Below are 19,745 nucleotides of genomic sequence, written 5' to 3'. Positions count from 1 at the left end.
CGATGTCGAACGGATCCATGTCATCCCGCCAATCCTCGCCGGCCGGGCCGAGCTATCGCCGCGGCTGGGTCGATGACGCCGTATCAGCGATCGAGGCGGACCAGTGCCGGACGGCCGACACGCATCTGATGCGGCTGATCGTGCCGGGGCTCTCGGGCATCGACATCTATCTGAAGGACGAATCCACCCACCCGACCGGCAGCCTCAAGCATCGCCTGGCGCGCTCGCTGTTCCTCTATGCGCTCTGCAACGGGCACATCCGCGAAGGCACCGCCGTCGTGGAGGCCTCGTCCGGCTCGACCGCGGTCTCCGAGGCCTATTTCGCGCAGATGATCGGCGTGCCGTTCTATGCGGTGATGCCGCGCACGACGTCGGCGGAGAAGATCGCCGCGATCGAGCATTACGGCGGCAATTGCCACCTGATCGATGACGGCCGCGCGCTCTACGCTGAGGCCGCTGCGCTCGCCGCGCGTCTCGGCGGCCACTACATGGACCAGTTCACCTTTGCCGAGCGTGCCACCGACTGGCGCGGCAACAACAACATCGCCGAATCGATCTTCAGCCAGCTCAAGGGCGAGCAGCGCCCACTGCCGGAATGGATCGTGATGGGCGCCGGCACCGGGGGCACGTCGGCGACCATCGGTCGCTATCTGCGCTATCGCCAGTTCCCGACCCGCCTCTGCGTCGCGGACGTCGAGCACTCCGCCTTCTTCGACTGCTTCCGCAGCCAGGACCGCTCCCATGTCTGCGAGCGGCCCTCGCTGATCGAAGGCGTCGGCCGTCCGCGCTGCGAGCCGTCCTTCGTGCCCGGCGTCGTCGACCGCATGATGAAGATCCCGGATGCCGCATCGATCGCCGCGATGAACGTGCTGTCGCGGCTGCTGCGACGTGTGGTCGGCGGCTCCACCGGCACCAATTTCCTCGCGCTCTGCCGTCTCGCGTCGGAGATGCGCGACGCAGGCCTGACCGGCTCGCTGGTCACGCTGATCTGCGATTCGGGCGAGCGCTATCGCCAGACCTATTACGACCCGGCATGGCTCGCGGCCCGCGGGCTCGATCCGGCGCCCTACGAGGCCGCGCTGAACGCGTTCCTCGGCGGTGCGCAACCTCTCGGCATCGCGGTCGAGGATGTCCCGAACCCCCGCGACCTCAGAGACCCTGCATGAGCAATCTGATCGAAACCTTCGCCGGCGTGCCGCCGGGCTCGAAGCTTGGCGAGGCCATGAAGATGCGGGCCGAGATCCTGCGCCTCAGCGAAGCCGCGCACGACGCGGTCCTGCTGCCGCGCGATCCCGGCGGGCTGAGCCATGCGTTGCGGGCCGCGCTGGCGGCGCGGATGTGCCGGCATGTCGGCAATGCTGATCTCGCCGGTCACTACGACGCCTATCTGGCGCACTCCGGCGATCTCGACGTCGCGCCGCTCGCGCATCCCGATGGCAGGTCGGGCGAACCGCGACTCGATGCGGTCGCCCGCCATGCCGATGTCCTGACAACCGCGCCGCGCGAGGCGACGCGGCAGGACATCGAGCGGCTCAAGACCGCCGGCGTCAGCGAGCCTGATATCGTACGCCTCGCCGAGCTCGCGGCCTTCGTGAACTACCAGCTCCGGGTCATCGCCGGCCTGAAGATCCTGAAAGGCGTGCAATGAGCGAGCCCATCCACCACTTCACCGCCAAGGTCCCGACCTGGTCGCCCTATGTCACGCCGGTCGATCTTGCGACCGCGACACCGGAGCAGCTCAAGGCGATGAAGGTGACCCCTTCGAACACGGGCTTCTCGCCCTATGTGCTGACGCTCGCGCATGATCCGGAATCGCTCGAGGTGCGCTCGCCGCTGTTCAACCTGATCATGTACGGCAAGGACGGCCTATCGTCGGCGGAGCGCGAGCTCGGTGCCGTCGCCGCGTCGGTGGTCAATCGCTGCGTCTATTGTGCCGCCGTGCACGCCTCGCGCTTCCTCGGCATTACCCGCCGCACCGAGGTGATCGACGCCATCTTCGCCGACGAGCGTGACGCAAGACTGCCGCCGCGCGACCAGGCGCTGTTCGACTTCGCGACCGGGCTCTCGACCACGCCGGTCGAGATCGACCCCGACCATGCGAAGGCATTGACGGATGCCGGGCTGAGCGAGCTCGAACAGCTCGACCTGGTGCTGTCGGCCGCGCTGTTCGGCTGGGCCAACCGGCTGATGCACACGCTCGGCGAGCCGCTGGCGCGCTAACCCAGAAGCTCGGTGATCAGCGCCGCGGCCTTGATTCCCGTTCCACTGATGATGACGGCGGTGCGCTCATTCGGACGGATCGCGCCGCGCTCCTTCAGCACGTCAAGCGCGGCGGCGGCAGAGGCCGATGTCGGCTCGACGAACAGTCCGGTGCGTGCCAGTCGCTTCAGCGCGGCGATGATTCCATCCTCGGGAATTGCGACGGTGCCGCCGCCGCTGTCCTTCAGTGCCGCGATCATCTGCTTCAGGCGAAGCGGATGCTTGATCGCGGTGCCTTCGGCGATGGTCTTCTTCACCGCGCGATCGACGGGCGTATCGACGCCGGCGGCGAAGCTGGCATCGACCGGCGAGCAGTTGAGCGGTTGCGCGGCGAACAGGCGCGGCAGCCGCGTGATCTGCCCGGCTGCAAGCAGTTCCTTGAAGCCGATATAGCAGCCGAGCAGGCTGCTGCCGGCGCCGACCGGCATGACGATGTTGTCGGGCGCGGCGAAGTTGAAATCTTCCCAGATCTCGTAGGCGAAGGACTTGGTGCCTTCGAGGAAGAACGGCTGCCAGTTGTGGCTGGAGTAGAAGGTCTGCTTGGACTGGCGGATCGCTTCCGCCTCCGATTCCTCGCGCGGGCCCTCGACGAGCTGGACCTCGGCACCGAATGCATGCATCTGCGCCACCTTCATCGGCGACGTGGTCGACGGAGCCAGGATCCTGACCCGCATGCCGCCGGCCGCGCCATAGGCGGCGACCGAGGCGCCGCCATTGCCGGAGCTGTCTTCCAGCACCGCGTCGACGCCGAGCTGGCGCATGAACGACAGCATCACCGTGGTGCCGCGGTCCTTGAAGCTCGATGTCGGATTGAACCATTCGAGCTTGAAGTGCGGCCGCAGATCTCCCCACTCCTTCTCGACCAGCGGCGTGCAGCCTTCGCCCATCGTGATCGGCCTGGCGATCTCGACCGGTAGCGCGGCGCGGTAGCGCCACAGCGAACGGACCGAGCGATCGATGTCGTCGCGCGAGATTCCCGGCTGCGGCGTGACGAGCAGCGGCTTGCCCTCGTCGGAGCACCAGCGCGGGACATCCAGCGGATAGTGCCTGCCGTTGAGCGGGTCGATGTAGCTGGGGAGTGGCATCTTGATTGGGTCCTCAAGGATCGGCCGGATCGCGACCGAGAACGAAGGCCGGCAGCGTCGTCAGGCCGTTCCGCGTCACGATCGGGCCGGGCGCCCCCTTCGGCAAGGTCATCCCGGCCCGATTGTGCCACCACGCCGGCAAGCCGACGCGTGCCGTGCCGAATAGATCATAGGCCGATCCCGCGACAAACAGGCATCGATTTGTGCCGTCGGGCAATTCATCGAGCGCGAGCTGGTAGGGTTGCGGCTGCGGCTTGTAATAGCCGGCGCGCTCGGCGGTCACAACCACCGCAAAGGGAATACCGATGCGGTCGGCGGCGATGCGGCCCAGCCGTTCCGAGCAGTTGGTCACGACCCCGAGCGCGACACCCGCCTCGTGCAGCGTTTGCAGCACGCCACGGGCCTCGGGCCAGGGTTCGAGCTCCGTATAACGCGCAGCAAGCTCGTCGGCGCAGTCGAACGGCAGCCCGACATTGCGCGCCGCCTCGCCGACCAGTTCCTCGTAGGGACGATAGCGCCCGGTCGCGTAGGTGTTCTTGAGGTACTCCGCGCGCCAGCGATATCCGGCGTCGTCGGATCCGGCGACCTTGTTCCAGAGCGTCCAGCTGTCGAGCAATGCGGTCAGCAGGTCGAACAGTACGGCATCATAGGCGCGACTCATGTCGTCAGTGCTCCCCTTTCACCATCCGCGAAACCGCTCCCACTCCTTCACTGCGCCGGAGCCGGCGGTCACGACGTGGTACCGGTCATGCTGGGCTCCGGTCGCGCAGGCGTGGTTCGGCAGGATCCTGACCTGCGTTCCAATCGGCAACGTCATCTGTGGCGCCGCGCTGCCGGGGCGGCGGGTGATGATGCCGTGCTCCTGATTGGTCTCGCCCACGATCAGGTCGGGATAAGGCCGACCGTCGACGTCGCACACCAGGCCATACCCCTGGTCGATCTCCTGCCGCGCGGTCCCGCGGTCGCGCGACAGCGCCATCCAGCCGGCGTCGATGAAGGTCCAGCCGCGGTCGGCGCGATGGCCGGTCACGGTCGCAAGCACGGAGAGCGCGATGTCGTCGGTCGTGCAGACCCCGATCCCGGCCATGACAAGATCGAACATCACAAAGACACCGGCGCGCACTTCGGTGACGCCGTCGAGTCGGCGCGCGAAATGCGCCGTCGGCGTGGAGCCGACGCTGACCACCGGGCAGGGCAACCCGGCTGATCGCAGCGTCTCGGCGCAGGCCACGGCGGCGGCACGCTCGCCCTCGGCGGCCGCTTCGAGCGCGGCAGCGCCGCGGCAGCTGTAGGACTCGCCGGCATGCGTCATGACGCCGCGCAGCTCCGCGCCGCCGGCGCGGAGCGTGCGGCCGATCTCGACCAGGAGCGGGTCGCTCGCGCGGATGCCCGCGCGGTGGCCGTCGCAATCGATCTCGATCAGCACGGGAATGCGGTCGCCGGTTGTGCGCGCCGCTGCCGTGACTGCGGTCGCCTGTTCAAGGCTGTCGAGCACGATGCACAGGTCGACGCCGCGCCGCCGCAGCGCGGCGACGCGGTCGAGCTTCTGCGGCGCGATGCCGACGGCATAGAGGATGTCCCGCACGCCGGCCTCGGTGAAGACTTCGGCTTCGCGCAAGGTCGACACCGCAGCGGGGCCGGCCGGACCCTCCATCACGGCGCGGGCGACCTCAATTGATTTTGCGGTCTTCAGATGCGGGCGGAGCCTGACGCCAAGCTGCGTCAGCCGCGTTCTCAGGCGCGCGATGTTGTTGAGCATGCGGCCTTCGTCGAGGACGAGGCCGGGCGTTTCAATCCCGGCGAGGGATGGCTTCGTTGCGGGAGCGTGCGACATGCCTCCAGCCTAGCCGCTTTCGCGCTAAGCACAATTTACCGATCGTCATTCCTATATTAAGTTCAAACTTAATGCTCTCGACCGACGACATCCGCTTCTTCGTCGCGATCGCGGCGGCCAGCACTCTGGCGGCTGCGGCGCGGGCGCTCGACGTGACGCCGCCGGCGGTGTCGCAGCGGCTGCAAGGCCTCGAGCAGCGGCTCGGCGTTCAGCTGGTCAGCCGTTCGCCGCGGCGGCTGACGCTGACCGACGAGGGCGAATTGCTGCTGTTGCGCGGCCGGGCGCTGCTCGACGAGGCCGCCGAGCTGACGGAGGCGCTGCAGGCGCGCCGCGGCAGCATCACCGGCCATCTGAAGGTTCTCGCGCCGCTCGGATTCGGACGCCGCCATGTCGCGCCGACCGTGGCTGCATTCCGGTCGCGGCATCCCGGTGTCTCCGTCGAGCTTGAGCTGTCCGACCGGCCCGGACGGGCGGCCGCGGGCTCCTGGGACATCATGATCCACATCGGCACGCTCAAGGATTCCGCGCTTCGGCTACAGCGTCTTGCCGCAAACGAGCGCTTCCTGTGCGCTTCTCCGGCCTATCTCAAGCAGCGAGGGGTACCGGCAAGGCCACGGGATCTGCGCGAGCACGATTGCATCGCACTGCGCGAGAACGAGGAGGACGTGACGCTGTGGCGATTCTCCCGCAAGCGGGCCAGATCGCCGTCGGAGGTCGTCCGGATCGAACCGATGCTGTCGAGCAATGACGGCGATGTCGTCAAGGCGTGGGCCCTGGCCGATCGCGGCCTGATCGTGCGATCGGAATGGGATGTCGCAGAGGATCTTGGCGCTGGCCGGCTGGTGCGCGCCCTGTCGAACTATCACCTGCCGCCGGCCGACGTCGTTGCCTTGCTCAACCCAGGCCGCAGCGGCCGGGCTCGACGGACGCAGGCTTTTCTGGAATCCCTGCGCGCCGGCCTGTCCCCACCGCCATGGCGCGCGGCCAGGAAATCCTAGCTAGGCCGCGCCGCCCCGCTTGCTCAGATAGTCCTTCGCGAAAGCAAGATACCAGTCCAGGCATCCCGGATTGGCCATAGCGTCCTTGTTGATCACCTTTTCGACGGCGTGGCCGAGCAGCAGTTTCTTGATCGGCAGCTCCTGCTTCTTGCCGGACAGCGTGCGCGGGATTTCCTTGACCACGAAGATGTCGTTGGGCAGGAAGCGGCGCGACAATCCTGCCTCGACCGCCTTGTTGATCCTCGCCTTCATCGCATCGTCAAGCGCTGTGCCCTCGCGCAGCACCACGAACAGCGGCATGTAGCTGTCGCGACCGAGATATTCGAGGTCGACCACGAGCGAGTCGAGCACCTCCGGCAGCGCCTCGATCGCCGAATAGAGTTCGCTGGTGCCCATGCGCAGGCCATGGCGGTTGATGGTGGCGTCGCTGCGGCCGTAGATCACGCAGGAGCCGTCGGGGTTGATCTTGAGCCAGTCGCCGTGGCGCCACACCGGGCCGCGGCCGCTGCCATCGAAATTGTCGGGAAAGGTCTCGAAATAGCTCGAGCGATAGCGCGCGTCGCCGGGATCGTTCCAGAAGCGCAGCGGCATCGAAGGCAGCGGCTCGGTGCAGACGAGCTCGCCGACCTCGTCGATCACGGCGCGGCCCTGCTCGTCGAAGGCTTCCACCGCACATCCGAGCAGGCGGCACTGCATGATGCCCGGCGTCTGCGGCAGCTCGCGATTGCCGCCGATGAAGGCGCCCGCGAAATCGGTGCCGCCGGAGATGTTCGCCCACCACATGTCGGCCTGAGCGGCGCTGCCGTTGCGCGTCGCGAGCGCCGCGAAATGCTCGTTGAACCAGGCCTGCGTATCGGCGCTCAGCGGCGATCCGGTCGAGCCGAGCGTGCGCAGCTGCGACAGATCGCCGACAGCGGCGAGATCGATCCCGGCCTTGGTGCAGTTGGCGAAGAACGCCGCGCCCGCACCGAAGAAGGTCGCCTTGCTGTCAGAGACGAAGCGCCACAATGTGGTCCAGTCCGGCTTGTCCCTGGAGCCGCCGGGGCTGCCATCGAAGATGCAGCAGGTGGTGCCGCCGAGCAGCCCGTTGACCTGGCAGTTCCACATGATCCAGCCCGTCGACGAGTACCAGTGGAAGCGTTCGCCGAACGAATTCTCGTGATAGCTGCAGCCGATGTCGTTGTGCAGCGTCGCGAGCGGTAGCGACACGACGATCACGCCGCCATGACTGTGCACGATCGGCTTCGGCAGGCCGGTCGTGCCCGAGGAATAGACGATCCAGAGCGGATGATCGAACGGCAGCCATTCCGGCTCGAATGCGTCGATTGCCGCGCTGTGGCCGGCGAGGATGGACGCGAGCCGGGTCTCGGACCCCGCCGTGTCGCCGTGCAGGATGACATGCTCGACCGTCGGCAGCGCCTGCCGCAATTCCTCGATCACCGGACGCCGGTCATGCCGCCGGCCGGCATAGGTCACCGCGTCGCAGGCAATCAGCACCTTCGGCTCGATCTGCTTGAAGCGGTCGACAACCGCGGGCGCCGCCATGTCGGGCGCGCAGAGGCTCCAGATCGCACCCAGGCTCGCGGTCGCGAGAAAGGCGATGATGGTCTCGGGAATGTTCGGCAGGTAGGCGGCGACGCGATCGCCCGGCTTGACGCCTTTGGCCTTCAGATCCAGCGCCAGCGCGGCGGCCTTGCGCTTGAGCTCGGGCCAGCTGGTCTCGGCAAGCTTGCCGTCTTCGCCGCTCGAGATCAGCGCCGGAAGGCCGGCGGCGTGCGCCGGCTCGACATGGCGGAAGACCTGGCGCGCATAGTTCACCGAGGCGCCGGGAAACCAAACCGCACCCGGCATCTTGCGACTCGCGAGCACCGCCGAGTGCGGCGTCGGCGAGCGGAGGCCAAAATAATCCCAGATGCTTTGCCAGAAGCCGTCGATGTCGGTGACCGACCAGCGCCGCATCGCCTCGAAATTCGCAAAGCTGAGCCCGCGCCGCTCCTTCAGCCATTGGCGGTAAAGGGCCATTTGCGGGACGTAAGGTGCTGTCATGGGCGGTTTCCGGATGTTCTTGTTCGTGTTGGTGTTCGCGACGGCGCGCGATGCTGTCTTAACATAGTGACGTGAGCGCGGGGAACGCAGCCGCGGCCACGCGCTGCGTCATATTCTTACCTCCGCCGCGCCGTGCTATGCCGTTCCGCGAGGCACCTGATTCCCGAGCAAGCGGATCGCAGCGCCCATGTCCGTCGGCGAACTCTTCATCCTCGGCTTCCACGGCAAGGCCATTCCGCAGTGGCTCAGGGACTTTGCCGCGCGCTTCGGGCTCGGCGGGGTGATCCTGTTCGACTATTCCTGCCGTAACAGCGAATACGACAACAACGTCGCTTCGCCTGAGCAGGTCCAGTCGCTGTGCGCCGAGATCGCGATGCTGCCATCGAGCCCGCTGGTCTTCATCGATCAGGAGGGCGGGCTGGTGCGCCGGCTCAAGGATGGCCTCGGCTTTCAGCCGTTGCCGAGCGCCAGGGATTTCAACCGCCTGGCGACCGGCGAGAAGCAGGCGATCCTCAGCGCGAGCTACGGCGAGTTGCGCCGGCTCGGCATCCGCTACAATTTCGCGCCGGTCATCGATGTCGATTACAATCCCGACAATCCGAATATCGGCAGGATCAAGCGGTCCTATTCGGCCGATATCGGCGAGGTCGAGGCCAACGCGCGCCTCGTCGATGCAGCGGCGCGGCAGGCGCGGGTCGGGCTGTGCCTGAAGCACTTTCCGGGCATCGGCGGCGCAAGCGTCGATTCGCATCTCGACTTCATGGATCTCTCCGAAGCGCCGCGGCCGGAGCAGGAGGAACTGTTCTACGCGATGGCGCCGCAGACTTTTGGCGATGCGGTACTGGTCAGCCATGCCATTGTCCCGCCCTGGGACGCGCATCGTCCGATGACATTGTCGCCGGTGGCGATCGGGCGGCTCCGCCGCCGCCTGCCGGAGACGCTCCTGATATCGGATGACATGCAGATGCAGGGGCTGCAGAAGGCGCTCGGCACTGCCGCTGCCGCCCTGCAGGCGATCGGCGCCGGCATGGACATGGTCTGCATCGGCAATAATCTCATCGACCAGGAGCAGGAGATGGCCGGCCTCGCCGAGGCTGTTGCACAGCGGCTCGATGACGGCAGCCTCGATCAGGCGGCGGTGCCGCAGTCCATCGAGCGGGTGCGAAAGCGGAAAGCGCTGCTGGCCTGAGCGTGCACAAAAATCGGCACGAGTCGCGACAAGGGACTGGAACCATCATCCTTGCCGCGATTTAATGTTGACGCTCATCGGGGCTCAAGAACCATGAAGATGCTCAAGCGTCTCTTCGGATTGAGTTGGCTACGCCGCGTCGCGCCCAAACCGGCCGATGCTTCCCCTGCTTCCATCGATCCTGACGAATTCACCCGCCTGCTGTGCAGCGGGCGCAAGGAGGATTTGCGGACCCTGGCGAAGAGGCTCAGCCAGCGCACGCGGGCCCACGCCTGAGCGCGGGTCACGCCTGTCCCGGAAACCGGCTCTGAACGAGCAGGACCGGCAAGAGGTCGCGCGCGGCCGTTACTTCGCCGTCGCGTGTTTGGCGATCCCGACTGCCTTGTAGTCGTAGGTGGGATAGAATTCCGTGTGATAGGCGCCCCAGGCGCTGTTCTCGATGACACGGTTGACTTCACGCAGCTGCGACGCCGGCAGCCGCAGGGTCACCACCTGGCCGACGCCCATCATCACATACCAGCTCACGACCTCGACGCCTTCAGGCGGGAATGCCTTGTAGAATCCCTGCCGCTCCAGTTGCGCGTTCAACTCGCCGAGCGGACGCGACTGGTCGTGCTTGAAGAAGATGGTGACCATGATGGTGCTGTCGGACGCCGCGGTGGCCTTGTCTGCCGGCGCGCTCTGGGCCTGCGCGGCGGTGCCGAAAGCCAATGCCGCGGCGAATGCCGCGATCGCCATCCAGGATCGGTTTTGTCGTCGCGTCATCGCGGCCTCCTTGCCGGGGTCTTCAAGGCCATCCGAGACGACGATCATCGCGACGCCTCTTTGAATGTGAACCATCTCACAGCGCCGCGTCGGTGCGCGCGGTATCGAGGAGGATACCGGACCAATCAGGTGCGAGGGCATCAGCCATGACAACGCGACGGATGGCGTATTGGTGGTTCAGGTTCGTCGTATCAGGACGATTCCTGGCAAAGTTCCTTTGGCTCGGCCGCCCCTGAGATTTGGGGGGCTGACGGCAAGGCTGCGAACCACGCATCAATGACCGGCAATGACCGGCGAGCTGGAGATCCCGGCCGCAGCCGTTTGGCCGGGCGAAGGTAAATCCATGTCCCCGTGGAATTACGGAGATTGAGGCAGGCGCCGGCCCGTAAGACTACTGTAATCCGAATCGACCACGCGAGATCCGTTGCCGAATCGGCGGCTATCTGACTCTGTTTGGTGATCTGACTTCCGCATCACAGTTGCGTTATCCGTATTTCTACGGAGTCCGGCGTTAACGGAGACACAGTTCACGTTCGGTAAACCATACCTATGACGCAACACGACAATCGAGCCGAGGTCCGCCTTCCCAGATGGATGGAGGAGGGCGCTCCGCTCGAAACCCCGGGGGCCATGCCGCCACCGCAGGTTCCGGCGACCGAGGAGGCCGGGGCCGCGATCGTCCGCCAGTTCAACGGGCCGGTGACGGCGCTGCTGCTCTATATGAACGAGCTCAAGCAGCACAGCCATCAGTTCGCGCAAACGACCGGCAACGGCATCTACCTGCGCCAGGTCATCGAGAATGCGCTCGAGCAGACCGAGCGGGTGTCCGCGATGCTGAAGCAGATTTCCGATCTCTATCCCAACGCCGTCCCCGCGGCCGATCTCAGATCGGTCCGCGACGACAGGCCGGCGCGCGCCCGGTCGCCTGATCCGATGGTCGCGCCGGAGGCCGGACGCAAGCCGCTGACCAGGCGCGAGCGAGAAGTGCTCAGCCTGATCAGCGACGGCTATTCAAACAAGCAGGGCGCGCTGCGCATGAACATCAGCCCGCGCACATTCGAGAGCCACCGCGCCGAGGCGATGCGCAAGCTCGGTGCACGCAACACCGCGGATCTCGTCCGCAAGGCGCTGTTGCATCCCGCCTGAGCGGGGCCGGCCTCACGGCAGGCAGAGGATCTCAGAGATAGTCTTCCGCCGGAATGTGCAGGCGCAGCGGCGACCGCCCGGTCGGGATGGCGCGGGCGCGCTCTTCCGGAACGATCATGATCACCCATGTTGCGGTGACGCTGGTCTTGCTCTCGACGATGGAGCGGACCCGGCCGGTGACGGTTGCGCCGGCCGAACGTATGGTTGCGGACCGGCCGTTGAACTGGGCGATGCGGAAGCGTCTGGCTTCCTTCTGGTCGGTCGTTTCGTATCTGAACATCGGCTCCCCCAAGCGACCATGCAAGTGTGGGGATGCAACGTTATCCGACGGTGAAAATCGCACGCCGTAGAAGTACGGCTACCGCGGCGATCAGGCCTCCGGGATCAAGCGTCCCGGATCATGCCTCCAAGGCCTCCTGACCACGGGTCTCCTGACCATGCAGCAGAGCCGCATACTGGGCCTTCACCGTGGCGTAGCATTCGCACGACGTCCTGATCAGGCCATCGAGATTGGTGATCTCGATATGGCCGCGGCTGTAGTGGATGAAATTCGCCTGCTGCAGCGTGTGCGCCACCAGCGACACGCTGTTGCGGCGCGCGCCGATCATCTGCGCCATCGCTTCCTGCGTCAGCACGATCTTGTTGCTGCCGGAGAGATCGCGCGTCTGCAGCAGGCATCTTGCCAGCCGCGACTCCACGGTGTGGGCGGCATTGCAGCCGGCGGTCTGCTGGACCTGGGCGTAGACGGCGAGCCCGTGCCGGATCAACGTCGCACGCAGCGACGGACTCTGGGCGACGGCTGCCCGGAACGGCTCGATGTCGATCGCCGTCGCGATACCCGGAACCAGCACCACCGCGCTTTCGAGGGACCGTATTTCGCTGAGGCCCGCGAACGCCCCGAAGATGCTGCCGCGCCCAACCATCGCGACCTGGACGTGCTCGCCCCTTGCCAGCTTGACCACCAGCGAGATCACGCCCTTGTGCGGCATGTATGCGCGCTTGAGCATGTCGCCGGCCTCGACCAGCACGGCATCCGTGGCAAGGTCGACGGGACGCAGATGTTGTCGGATCAACTCGAAATCGCCTGCGGACAGCGACGACAGAAATCCGTTAGGTGATCGCAAAACCGTTTCCAAAGCAGCCTCCTGCCTTACGGGCAAAGCTTGTCTCTGGGCACCAATGCACGCAATCTACCATGTCCTGATTACAAGAAAATGGGCCGATTGCCGCATCATGCGACTGCTCGTGACGACACGTTCGTCGCGCGAACCGTACTGTGCGGGCGTTGTCAATCCGACGGGCCGACCAATTGCTCAACATGCGCCTTGACGGTCGCATGGCACTCGCAGGCGGACTTTCGCAAACCGTCGATGTCGATGATTTCGATGTTTCCGCGACTATATCGCAGGATGCCGGACTGCTGAAATCCGTGTGCGACAATCGAGACCGCATTGCGCCGGACACCGATCATCTGCGCCAGCATCTCCTGGGTGAGCGGCAATCCCTCGCTGCCGCACAGCTCCCGCGCGCGCAGCAGCCAGCGCGACAGCCGCGCCTCGACCGGATGCGAGACGTTGCAGGCGACGGATTGCTGGGTCTGGGCGGCCAACGCCTGATCATAGAGGCTGACCAGGGTGCGGAAGGAAGCGCTGCGATCGGCCATCTCGCGAAAATGTTCCGCCGTCAGCACTGACGCCGTTCCAGGCACCACCACGATGGCGTCGGCCAGCAGCGAACCGCCATAGAGCGCGGCGGCCGCACCCACGACGTTGTCGCGTCCGATCGTTGCGATCTCGACCGACTGCCCGTCCGACAGGTTGACCATCATCGAGACGACGCCGCTGTGCGGCAGGTAGACCCGCGACAGCGGCGCGCCGGCATGGGCCAGCACGGCGTCCTTGGCCAGTTCGACCGTTTCGAGGCGTGGATGGAGTTGCTCGTACTCCGCCGCGGGCAGTGCTTGCAGCAAACGATTGGGCGGACGCGATACCGCAGACATTGGGTCTCCTGCCGAGGGCGGGAGCACACGGTCTCGCACCACCTACTCTTGGCGTGTGGAAGGGCAGCGAAACATAGCTCGCTTATCCAATTGCACAAGGGTTGCGGTATGAACCTTATACACTTTACAGTGCAGATGGTTGTCTGGTGCTTGTTCGCGCGGCGCCTGCCCGCGTCGTGCGACGCTGCGGCGAGCAAAAGGTTTCGACTTTCCACCGCATTTGTTGATTTGGGTTAAGAAAATCGGTTGCCGCCGCTGACGCCGGTCGCGTGTGCAATTCAGCCGCGCCGGCTGCGGGTGCCACGGTTCCATGGTGGCGCAAATGGCCGAAGCAACGGACGAATCCGCTCCCGCAGCACGTCTTCGTCTCGCGCCAATGTTGCAATCGCAGTCGGCGGCGCCACTTGCTCGCGCAACTGCCGGACGGGATTGCGATCTGGGTATTAGTACGGAGCTACCCTTTAACGGACGGGTAGCGCCGACGGCACAGTGTGGCACGGACCGCCGCGTGAAATTTGCGGCGTCGCGTCAATTGTGTCCATCCAGAAGGGTATCAGTATGTCCGACATCGTCCTCTCCGCTTCCGTTCGTCAGAACTTGCTCTCCCTCCAGTCGACCGCCGATCTGCTCGCCACGACGCAGAACCGCCTTGCCACCGGCAAGAAGGTCAATAGCGCGCTCGACAACCCGACCAACTTCTTCACGGCCCAGTCGCTCGACAACCGCGCCAGCGACATCAACAATCTGCTCGATGGTATCGGCAACGGCGTGCAGATCCTGCAGGCCGCCAACACCGGCCTCACCTCGCTGCAGAAGCTGGTCGACACCGCGAAGTCGATCGCCACCCAGGTGCTGCAAAGCCCGACCGGCTACTCGACCAAGGCCAACGTCGACGTCACCGGCACCGGCGCCGGCACGGGCGCCACGACCGCTGCCGACCTCAACGCCGGCAAGCTCGGCGGCGCCGTGCTGACCTTCAAGACCTCGACCGGCAGCCTGGCGGTCACGATCGGTTCGTCGTTCTCGACCGGCACCGGAACGGCCACCGTCCAGACGCTCGATCAGTTGAACAGCGTTCTGGTCTCGAACGGCGTTGCGGTCTCGGCGTCGCTGTCCTCGACGGCGGATACGCTGACCTTCACCTCGACCAACGACGCGGCGAGCCAGACCATCACCAAGGCCGGCACTGCGCCGACCGCCGAGGGCGTCGACATCACCGCGGCCACCGCCACCGTCGGCACCGTCAATGCCGCGGTTGCCGATGCGACCTCGCAGGCGACCCGCTCCAATCTGGTCAGCCAGTACAACGCGGTGGTCCAGCAGATCACGACGACCGCGCAGGATTCGTCCTTCAACGGTGTCAACCTGCTGAACGGCGACAATCTCAAGCTGGTGTTCAACGAGACCGGCAAGTCGACCCTGAATATCCAGGGCGTGACGTTCGATGCGACCGGCCTCGGCCTCAGCACGCTGACGTCAGGCACCGACTTCCTCGACAACGTCTCGGCCAACAGCATCATCACCACGCTGAGCAGCGCCTCGAGCACGCTGCGGTCGGAAGCGTCGTCGCTGGGTTCGAACCTGTCGATGGTGCAGATCCGTCAGGACTTCTCCAAGAACCTGATCAACGTGCTGCAGACCGGCTCGTCCAACCTGACGCTGGCCGACACCAACGAGGAAGCGGCCAACAGCCAGGCGCTGTCGACCCGCCAGTCGATCGCGGTGTCCGCGCTCGCGCTCGCCAACCAGAGCCAGCAGAGCGTGCTCCAGCTGCTCCGCTAAGTTCGGCGACAGACAACGCGGGAACGGTGGGGGCAACCCCGCCGTTTTTCGTTTGCTTCCGGGATATTACGGGATCTGTCTGTGCCGCGAGAAAGGCGCATGTCGTAACGGCTGCTAACAATATTTAAAGGCGGCGGGCGCATAAATACCGGGCGCTAGAATTGCGTCTCCGCGGCTCGAGAAATCCGCACCATCGAGGTCTTGAATGTCCAATGCTGCCCAAGCCTACGCTCGCACGTCCACCGCGACCGCGTCCCCACGTGAAATCGAAGCGCAGGCACTGCTGAAGGCCGCTCGCCAGCTCCAGGAAGTCCAGACCAACTGGAACGGCCCCGACAAGGCGCTCGACAACGCGCTGCTCTTCAACCGCCGTCTGTGGTCGATCTTCTTGAGTGCCGCGCAGGGTGACGACAATCCGCAGCCGCTCGAGGTCCGGCAGAACATCGCCAATATCGGCGTGTTCGTGATGAAGCAGACCGTCGACATGCAGCTCGATCCCGACCCGGCCAAGCTGAAGCCGCTGATCGAGATCAACTGCAACCTGGCCGCCGGCTTGTCCGGCCGCGGCTGATCGACGGGCCTCACGGGAGCCGCGCATGACCGACCTGATGAGCATCCTGTCGGCCAACTACAAGGCCGTCGGGCTCACCGTTCCATCGAACACGCCCTATGTCCCGGTCGACCCGACGCTCTATAAGGGCAGCTGGAGCGGCAAATACGCCGACGGCAAGTCGTTCAACATCACGGTGTCGAACGTCCAGGGCTTTCGCGCCAAGGTGCGTTACCAGAGCGATGGCACCAGCAAGTACCAGGACGTGCTGATCAAGGACAGCAGCTTTCGGATCGGCGATACCAAGTTCACCCTGGTCAAGTCGGGCACGGCGTTGATCAAGAACGTCGTCAGCGATCCCGCGACCGGATCGACCTACCTCGATCAGGCCTACGCCACGCAGTCGAGCTGACGGATCTCCCTCAGGCCTGACGGTCGGTCGCGCGCTTGCGGCTCGAATTGTCCTTGTTGAGATCGAGCGTGTGGAAATAGGCCCGGCGCCGCAGCGCCGCATCCTCCGGAAACTGCCGCACCACCAGGTTGGTGCGATTGTCGACCACCTGGTAGACCACGGCACCGGCATCGCGGTCGATGACGACGCGGTCGGTGTTCGTCGAGGCCGAGGCCTGATTTGAGATCGACGCGTTGACGGCGTCGGATCCGATGGTGACGCGCACCGCCGGCTCCGGAGCGGTCACGCTCTGGCTCGGCGGCAGCTCGGTCGCAACGGCCCTCTGCGCCGTCTCGCTTGACGGCGGTACTACAGGTGCCGCAACCGGTGCCCCCACCGGCTTGATGTTGAAATCCGTACTCATGGCAGCCTCTTAGTGCACCGGCACTAGTTTGCTTGAGTCAAATCCCAACCCCCCGCGGTCCGCAACTCTATGGGGAACCTCTCAACAGGCCGTTAGAAGACGCGCTGAATGATGCGCTGACGTCTGCGCGTCAAATTGACGAAAATTGTTCAGAGTGAACGGCTGACGGACAGCGGCGTCATGTTGCGCGGGCCGGGCGCCGCGCGCCGTCCCGACGCCGTGTAGGTGTTGGGGATGTTGCGGCGCTGCACCTCGGCGTTGACGCCGCGCACGATCCCCTCGGAGACCGCATGCGCGGTCGCCAGCACCGTCAGATTGACCTGCAGCATGGCGCGGAACGTATCGTGATGGCGGCGCAGCGTCGTCAGCAGTTCGGGCTCGGTCTGCGACAGCATCTTGTGCATCGACTTCAGATGCTCGACCGCGATCATGTAGCGCCGCGACAGCTCCGACTTCTGCGTCTCGAGCTGCATGCCCTCGCGCACCTTGCCGGCGCGCACCAGTTCGGTCTCCCGCTCGACGACGCCGAGCAGCGCGCTCATCACATCCATCAGCTCCTTGGCCAATCTTGCGACATCAGGAGGCGTCGTGGGCCGCGCTGCGGGGGCGGGCGCCGGGCGATGCTGTGGACGCTGGTTCATCGCACTTCTCCTTTGTCCGGGTTAGCTCTGCTTGGCCTGCTGCAGGATCAGCGAGCGGAACACTTCGTGGGAAATGCCGACGCCGCCGGCCTTGGCGAAGTTCTGCGCATATTGATCGGTCAGCATCGAGCGCCACGGGCCGGTGCCGACCGTGTCGCCGAACGGTCCGTCGCCCTTCAGGCCGGAGGTCATCTGCGCGAACATCGAGTTCAGGAACATCGACTCGAACTCGGTCGCGGTCTTCTTGTCCTTGGCCTGCGTCTGGGCCGGCACCTTGGTGAGCGCGTCCTGCAGCACGGGATCCGGGCGGCTGTTGTACAGCGGCATCAGCGCCTGCCTCGGCATGCTGCCGCCGTTGCCGTTGATCAGGCTCTGCATCACATCACCTCGATGTCGGCTTCGATCGCACCGGCGGCCTTGATCGCCTGCAGGATGCTGATCAGATCGCGTGGTCCGATGCCGAGGCCGTTGAGGCCGTCGACGAGTTGCTGCAACGAGACGCCGTCCTTCACGACCGCGAACTTCTTGCCGTCCTCGGTGACCTGGACATTGCTGCGCGGTGTCACCACGGTGCGGCCGCGCGACAGCGGGTTGGGCTGACTGACCTGCGGACTTTCGGAGATCGTGACGGTGAGGTTGCCCTGCGCCACCGCGACGGTCGCGACGCGGACGTCGCGGCCCATCACGATGATGCCGGAGCGTTCGTCGATCACGATCCTCGCGGCGAGGTCCGGCTCGACCTGCAACTGCTCGATCTCGGTCAGGAACGCGACGACATTGCCCTTGAACTCCGGCGGAATCGTGAGCTGCACGGTGGAGGGATCGAGCGGCTCGGCGGTCTTGACGCCGAGATAGTCGTTGACCGCGGCAGCGATGCGCTTTGCCGTGGTGAAGTCGGCGTTGCGCAGCGCCAATCGCACATTGGGCATGCGGTTCAGCGCGAACTCGATCTCGCGCTCGATGATGGCGCCGTTGGCGATGCGTCCGACCGTCGGCACGCCGCGCACGATCTTGGCGGCCTCGCCCTCGGCGTTGAAGCCGGAGATCGCAAGGGTCCCCTGCGCCACTGCGTAGACATTGCCGTCGGCGCCGAGCAGGGGGGTGACCAGCAGCGTGCCGCCGCGCAGGTCCTTGGCATCGCCGAGCGCGGAGACGGTGACGTCCATGCGCGTGCCCTGGGTGCCGAACGCCGGCAGATTGCCGGTGACCATCACGGCGGCGACGTTGCCGGTGCGGATGGTGGCGCCGCGGATGTTGACGCCCATGCGTTCCAGCATCGCCTGCAGCGACTGCTTGGTGAAGGGGATGTTGTTCAGCGTGTCGCCGGTGCCGTTGAGGCCGACCACGAGGCCGTAGCCGATCAACTGGTTCTGGCGCACGCCTTCGATATTGGCGAGGTCCTTGATCCGCGACGTCGCGGCTGCAGGCATGACCGAGGCCGCCAGCGCCACCAGCGCGGCGCAGGCCATCCCGAATAATCTCACGTGGCGGATGCCGGGCATCCCGATGCTCCCCTCGAACTCACTGGCGGGTCGCGCGACACTCCCATGACGGCGATCCGCCATTAACCATGCGAGCTCCGTGCCACGTCGGGTTCGGCCCGCAATGTGTTGATATGTTTATCGAAATTTTTTGGTTCCCATTCGGGTCCGGTTTGGCAGGGCGCGCGAAACTGCCGTGTGGCGGCAGAAATTGCCGGGTCGTTTACGCACCGTTAACCATGAAGCGGTGATGCTCGGCGCCAGTCAGGCCTGCGGGATCATCATGATGCGAATCTACGGACCGAACGGCACCACGCTTGGCTCGTCCACGAGCAGCACGCGCCGTACCTCCTCGACCAGCTTCTCGCTGCCGGAGACGACGACCGTTCCGGACGAGGTCCGTTCCGCCGCCGCGCCGAAGGCCGCGGCCAGCCTCGATGCGCTGCTCGCCTTGCAGGGTGTCGAAGACCCGACCGAACGCCGCAAGCGCTCGGTGGCCCGCGGCAAGGGCGCGCTCGACGTGCTCGACGATCTCAAGCTCGGCCTGCTCTCGGGCAGCTTCGATACCGCCACGGTGAACCGGCTGCGCAACGCTGCCGCGAGCCTGAAGGAATCCTCCGGCGATCCCGGCCTCGATGCCGTGCTCGGCGAGATCGAGCTGCGCGTCGAGGTCGAGCTCGCCAAGGCCGGCCAGTACTAGTCCTTCCACCGGTCGCTCACCTGCCTCACGCTGCCTCCAGCGGCTTGCGCTGAGCGTCGTAGCGGCGTTGCGCCGCCAGCACCTCCTTCAGATTCTGCTCGGCCCAGTCGCGCAGCGGATCGACCGCTTCGGCGAGCGTCAGCCCGAGCGGCGTGATCGAATACTCCACCGTGACCGGAACTGTCGCGATCGCGCGGCGGCGCAGCAGCCCGTCGCGCTCCAGGCTTTTCAGCACTTGCGACAGCATCTTCTGCGAGATGCCCTCGATGGCGCGGCGGAGCTGGTTGAATCGCATCGGCTCGCTGCGCAACAGCAGCAGGATCAGCACCGCCCACTTGTCGCCGACCCGGTCGAGGATCTGGCGGGTCGGGCAGTTGGCCGCGTAGGCGTCCGGTTTCAGGTGAGCGGCTTTCATCGCGGTTACTCCGGCGTAATCAGGTGACGCATAAGTGCGT

24 protein-coding genes are annotated in these 19,745 nt (G+C 65.6%); 11 read left to right on the top strand and 13 right to left on the bottom strand.

Going from position 1 to position 19,745, the window contains the following annotated elements:
- Window positions 1-17: 17 nt before the first annotated feature.
- From JQ586_RS29385 to JQ586_RS29375, 3 genes are read left to right on the top strand one after another with little or no spacing between them, the layout of a single operon-like run.
- Window positions 18-1,166 (top strand): PLP-dependent cysteine synthase family protein, encoded by a 1,149-nt coding sequence (locus JQ586_RS29385; RefSeq protein WP_212398116.1) that lies wholly within the window; start codon window positions 18-20, stop codon window positions 1,164-1,166.
- Window positions 1,163-1,648 carry a CMD domain-containing protein gene (locus JQ586_RS29380; RefSeq protein WP_212398115.1) on the top strand — a complete coding sequence of 162 codons (486 nt, stop codon included), beginning with the start codon at window positions 1,163-1,165 and terminating at the stop codon, window positions 1,646-1,648. The genes JQ586_RS29385 and JQ586_RS29380 overlap by 4 nt, the downstream gene beginning before the upstream one ends.
- Entirely contained in the window at window positions 1,645-2,220 is a 576-nt protein-coding gene (locus tag JQ586_RS29375; protein WP_212398114.1) for a peroxidase-related enzyme, read from the top strand. The genes JQ586_RS29380 and JQ586_RS29375 overlap by 4 nt, the downstream gene beginning before the upstream one ends.
- On the opposite strand, the gene JQ586_RS29370 is transcribed toward JQ586_RS29375, so the two are convergent.
- Genes JQ586_RS29370 through JQ586_RS29360 form a run of 3 tightly spaced genes read right to left on the bottom strand, consistent with a single transcriptional unit; the run spans window position 2,217 to window position 5,178 of the window.
- Complete coding sequence (locus JQ586_RS29370) at window positions 2,217-3,344, bottom strand: threonine synthase (protein ID WP_212398113.1); 1,128 nt, start codon at window positions 3,342-3,344, stop codon at window positions 2,217-2,219. The genes JQ586_RS29375 and JQ586_RS29370 overlap by 4 nt on opposite strands.
- Before the next feature lie 13 nt (window positions 3,345-3,357).
- Complete coding sequence (locus tag JQ586_RS29365; RefSeq protein WP_212398112.1) at window positions 3,358-4,005, bottom strand: HAD-IA family hydrolase; 648 nt, start codon at window positions 4,003-4,005, stop codon at window positions 3,358-3,360.
- An 18-nt stretch (window positions 4,006-4,023) separates the two neighbouring features.
- The gene (locus tag JQ586_RS29360; RefSeq protein WP_212398111.1) at window positions 4,024-5,178 is read right to left on the bottom strand and encodes a DSD1 family PLP-dependent enzyme; all 1,155 of its coding nucleotides are present in this window, start codon (window positions 5,176-5,178) and stop codon (window positions 4,024-4,026) included.
- 71 nt (window positions 5,179-5,249) lie between these two features.
- Between JQ586_RS29360 and JQ586_RS29355 the strand changes: the two genes are divergently transcribed.
- Window positions 5,250-6,176: a LysR family transcriptional regulator gene (locus tag JQ586_RS29355; protein WP_212398110.1), complete on the top strand. Its 927-nt coding sequence runs from the start codon at window positions 5,250-5,252 to the stop codon at window positions 6,174-6,176.
- Here JQ586_RS29355 and JQ586_RS29350 read toward each other — a convergent pair whose 3' ends face one another.
- Complete coding sequence (locus JQ586_RS29350) at window positions 6,177-8,237, bottom strand: acetoacetate--CoA ligase (RefSeq protein WP_312017034.1); 2,061 nt, start codon at window positions 8,235-8,237, stop codon at window positions 6,177-6,179. It lies immediately after the preceding gene.
- 172 nt (window positions 8,238-8,409) lie between these two features.
- Between JQ586_RS29350 and JQ586_RS29345 the strand changes: the two genes are divergently transcribed.
- The gene (locus tag JQ586_RS29345) at window positions 8,410-9,411 is read left to right on the top strand and encodes a glycoside hydrolase family 3 protein (protein ID WP_212398108.1); all 1,002 of its coding nucleotides are present in this window, start codon (window positions 8,410-8,412) and stop codon (window positions 9,409-9,411) included.
- 93 nt (window positions 9,412-9,504) lie between these two features.
- Entirely contained in the window at window positions 9,505-9,687 is a 183-nt protein-coding gene (locus JQ586_RS29340) for a hypothetical protein (RefSeq protein ID WP_212398107.1), read from the top strand.
- A 69-nt stretch (window positions 9,688-9,756) separates the two neighbouring features.
- Here JQ586_RS29340 and JQ586_RS29335 read toward each other — a convergent pair whose 3' ends face one another.
- Window positions 9,757-10,149: a hypothetical protein gene (locus JQ586_RS29335; protein WP_249148302.1), complete on the bottom strand. Its 393-nt coding sequence runs from the start codon at window positions 10,147-10,149 to the stop codon at window positions 9,757-9,759.
- Window positions 10,150-10,725: 576 nt separating this feature from the next.
- Between JQ586_RS29335 and JQ586_RS29330 the strand changes: the two genes are divergently transcribed.
- Window positions 10,726-11,322, top strand: coding sequence for a helix-turn-helix transcriptional regulator (locus tag JQ586_RS29330; protein ID WP_212398106.1), 597 nt, complete (start codon window positions 10,726-10,728; stop codon window positions 11,320-11,322).
- Between the two features lie 31 nt (window positions 11,323-11,353).
- Here JQ586_RS29330 and JQ586_RS29325 read toward each other — a convergent pair whose 3' ends face one another.
- The 3 genes from JQ586_RS29325 to JQ586_RS29315 form a co-directional block, all read right to left on the bottom strand.
- The gene (locus JQ586_RS29325; protein WP_212398105.1) at window positions 11,354-11,602 is read right to left on the bottom strand and encodes a hypothetical protein; all 249 of its coding nucleotides are present in this window, start codon (window positions 11,600-11,602) and stop codon (window positions 11,354-11,356) included.
- A gap of 118 nt (window positions 11,603-11,720) precedes the next feature.
- Window positions 11,721-12,458 carry a Crp/Fnr family transcriptional regulator gene (locus tag JQ586_RS29320; RefSeq protein WP_212398104.1) on the bottom strand — a complete coding sequence of 246 codons (738 nt, stop codon included), beginning with the start codon at window positions 12,456-12,458 and terminating at the stop codon, window positions 11,721-11,723.
- Window positions 12,459-12,610: 152 nt separating this feature from the next.
- Complete coding sequence (locus tag JQ586_RS29315; RefSeq protein WP_212398103.1) at window positions 12,611-13,321, bottom strand: Crp/Fnr family transcriptional regulator; 711 nt, start codon at window positions 13,319-13,321, stop codon at window positions 12,611-12,613.
- Between the two features lie 558 nt (window positions 13,322-13,879).
- On the opposite strand from JQ586_RS29315, the gene JQ586_RS29310 reads away from it, so the two are divergent.
- The 3 genes from JQ586_RS29310 to JQ586_RS29300 all read left to right on the top strand — a co-directional run bounded on the left by JQ586_RS29310 (window position 13,880) and on the right by JQ586_RS29300 (window position 16,065).
- Window positions 13,880-15,103 (top strand): flagellin, encoded by a 1,224-nt coding sequence (locus JQ586_RS29310; RefSeq protein ID WP_212398102.1) that lies wholly within the window; start codon window positions 13,880-13,882, stop codon window positions 15,101-15,103.
- A 205-nt stretch (window positions 15,104-15,308) separates the two neighbouring features.
- Window positions 15,309-15,674, top strand: coding sequence for a flagellar biosynthesis regulator FlaF (gene flaF / locus JQ586_RS29305; RefSeq protein WP_212398101.1), 366 nt, complete (start codon window positions 15,309-15,311; stop codon window positions 15,672-15,674).
- A gap of 25 nt (window positions 15,675-15,699) precedes the next feature.
- Window positions 15,700-16,065 carry a hypothetical protein gene (locus JQ586_RS29300; protein WP_212398100.1) on the top strand — a complete coding sequence of 122 codons (366 nt, stop codon included), beginning with the start codon at window positions 15,700-15,702 and terminating at the stop codon, window positions 16,063-16,065.
- Window positions 16,066-16,075: 10 nt separating this feature from the next.
- On the opposite strand, the gene JQ586_RS29295 is transcribed toward JQ586_RS29300, so the two are convergent.
- The 4 genes from JQ586_RS29295 to JQ586_RS29280 form a co-directional block, all read right to left on the bottom strand.
- Window positions 16,076-16,468 carry a hypothetical protein gene (locus JQ586_RS29295; RefSeq protein WP_212398099.1) on the bottom strand — a complete coding sequence of 131 codons (393 nt, stop codon included), beginning with the start codon at window positions 16,466-16,468 and terminating at the stop codon, window positions 16,076-16,078.
- Window positions 16,469-16,617: 149 nt separating this feature from the next.
- Complete coding sequence (locus JQ586_RS29290) at window positions 16,618-17,109, bottom strand: hypothetical protein (RefSeq protein WP_212398098.1); 492 nt, start codon at window positions 17,107-17,109, stop codon at window positions 16,618-16,620.
- A gap of 21 nt (window positions 17,110-17,130) precedes the next feature.
- The gene (gene flgJ / locus JQ586_RS29285; protein WP_212398097.1) at window positions 17,131-17,487 is read right to left on the bottom strand and encodes a flagellar assembly peptidoglycan hydrolase FlgJ; all 357 of its coding nucleotides are present in this window, start codon (window positions 17,485-17,487) and stop codon (window positions 17,131-17,133) included.
- On the bottom strand, window positions 17,487-18,611 hold the full coding sequence (locus JQ586_RS29280; RefSeq protein ID WP_212398096.1) for a flagellar basal body P-ring protein FlgI: 1,125 nt from the start codon (window positions 18,609-18,611) through the stop codon (window positions 17,487-17,489). Before JQ586_RS29280 ends, flgJ begins: the two co-directional genes overlap by 1 nt.
- Window positions 18,612-18,876: 265 nt before the next feature.
- Here JQ586_RS29280 and JQ586_RS29275 point away from each other — a divergent pair, with 265 nt between their 5' ends.
- A complete protein-coding gene (locus JQ586_RS29275; RefSeq protein ID WP_212398132.1) occupies window positions 18,877-19,290 on the top strand; it encodes a flagellar assembly protein FliX in 414 nt (137 codons plus the stop codon).
- A gap of 25 nt (window positions 19,291-19,315) precedes the next feature.
- Here the strand turns inward: JQ586_RS29275 and JQ586_RS29270 are convergent, their stop codons facing one another.
- Window positions 19,316-19,705: a helix-turn-helix domain-containing protein gene (locus JQ586_RS29270; protein WP_212398095.1), complete on the bottom strand. Its 390-nt coding sequence runs from the start codon at window positions 19,703-19,705 to the stop codon at window positions 19,316-19,318.
- Window positions 19,706-19,745: the final 40 nt, after the last annotated feature.

The organism is Bradyrhizobium jicamae (assembly GCF_018130215.1).
Taxonomy (GTDB): Bacteria; Pseudomonadota; Alphaproteobacteria; order Rhizobiales; family Xanthobacteraceae; genus Bradyrhizobium; species Bradyrhizobium jicamae_A.
This window is presented reverse-complemented; position numbering and strand designations above follow the sequence as displayed.

Bases quoted from the DNA above. Each gene is read 5' to 3' on its own strand.
- JQ586_RS29290 (WP_212398098.1), bottom strand. From the start codon at position 17,109: ATGAACCAGCGTCCACAGCATCGCCCGGCGCCCGCCCCCGCAGCGCGG.
- JQ586_RS29325 (WP_212398105.1), bottom strand. From the start codon at position 11,602: ATGTTCAGATACGAAACGACCGACCAGAAGGAAGCCAGACGCTTCCGC.
- JQ586_RS29360 (WP_212398111.1), bottom strand. From the start codon at position 5,178: ATGTCGCACGCTCCCGCAACGAAGCCATCCCTCGCCGGGATTGAAACG.
- JQ586_RS29365 (WP_212398112.1), bottom strand. From the start codon at position 4,005: ATGAGTCGCGCCTATGATGCCGTACTGTTCGACCTGCTGACCGCATTG.
- JQ586_RS29275 (WP_212398132.1), top strand. From the start codon at position 18,877: ATGCGAATCTACGGACCGAACGGCACCACGCTTGGCTCGTCCACGAGC.
- JQ586_RS29385 (WP_212398116.1), top strand. From the start codon at position 18: ATGTCATCCCGCCAATCCTCGCCGGCCGGGCCGAGCTATCGCCGCGGC.
- JQ586_RS29295 (WP_212398099.1), bottom strand. From the start codon at position 16,468: ATGAGTACGGATTTCAACATCAAGCCGGTGGGGGCACCGGTTGCGGCA.
- flgJ (WP_212398097.1), bottom strand. From the start codon at position 17,487: ATGCAGAGCCTGATCAACGGCAACGGCGGCAGCATGCCGAGGCAGGCG.
- JQ586_RS29315 (WP_212398103.1), bottom strand. From the start codon at position 13,321: ATGTCTGCGGTATCGCGTCCGCCCAATCGTTTGCTGCAAGCACTGCCC.
- JQ586_RS29300 (WP_212398100.1), top strand. From the start codon at position 15,700: ATGACCGACCTGATGAGCATCCTGTCGGCCAACTACAAGGCCGTCGGG.
- JQ586_RS29280 (WP_212398096.1), bottom strand. From the start codon at position 18,611: ATGCCCGGCATCCGCCACGTGAGATTATTCGGGATGGCCTGCGCCGCG.
- JQ586_RS29310 (WP_212398102.1), top strand. From the start codon at position 13,880: ATGTCCGACATCGTCCTCTCCGCTTCCGTTCGTCAGAACTTGCTCTCC.
- JQ586_RS29345 (WP_212398108.1), top strand. From the start codon at position 8,410: ATGTCCGTCGGCGAACTCTTCATCCTCGGCTTCCACGGCAAGGCCATT.
- JQ586_RS29330 (WP_212398106.1), top strand. From the start codon at position 10,726: ATGACGCAACACGACAATCGAGCCGAGGTCCGCCTTCCCAGATGGATG.
- JQ586_RS29270 (WP_212398095.1), bottom strand. From the start codon at position 19,705: ATGAAAGCCGCTCACCTGAAACCGGACGCCTACGCGGCCAACTGCCCG.
- JQ586_RS29370 (WP_212398113.1), bottom strand. From the start codon at position 3,344: ATGCCACTCCCCAGCTACATCGACCCGCTCAACGGCAGGCACTATCCG.
- JQ586_RS29375 (WP_212398114.1), top strand. From the start codon at position 1,645: ATGAGCGAGCCCATCCACCACTTCACCGCCAAGGTCCCGACCTGGTCG.
- JQ586_RS29335 (WP_249148302.1), bottom strand. From the start codon at position 10,149: ATGGCGATCGCGGCATTCGCCGCGGCATTGGCTTTCGGCACCGCCGCG.
- flaF (WP_212398101.1), top strand. From the start codon at position 15,309: ATGTCCAATGCTGCCCAAGCCTACGCTCGCACGTCCACCGCGACCGCG.
- JQ586_RS29340 (WP_212398107.1), top strand. From the start codon at position 9,505: ATGAAGATGCTCAAGCGTCTCTTCGGATTGAGTTGGCTACGCCGCGTC.
- JQ586_RS29380 (WP_212398115.1), top strand. From the start codon at position 1,163: ATGAGCAATCTGATCGAAACCTTCGCCGGCGTGCCGCCGGGCTCGAAG.
- JQ586_RS29355 (WP_212398110.1), top strand. From the start codon at position 5,250: ATGCTCTCGACCGACGACATCCGCTTCTTCGTCGCGATCGCGGCGGCC.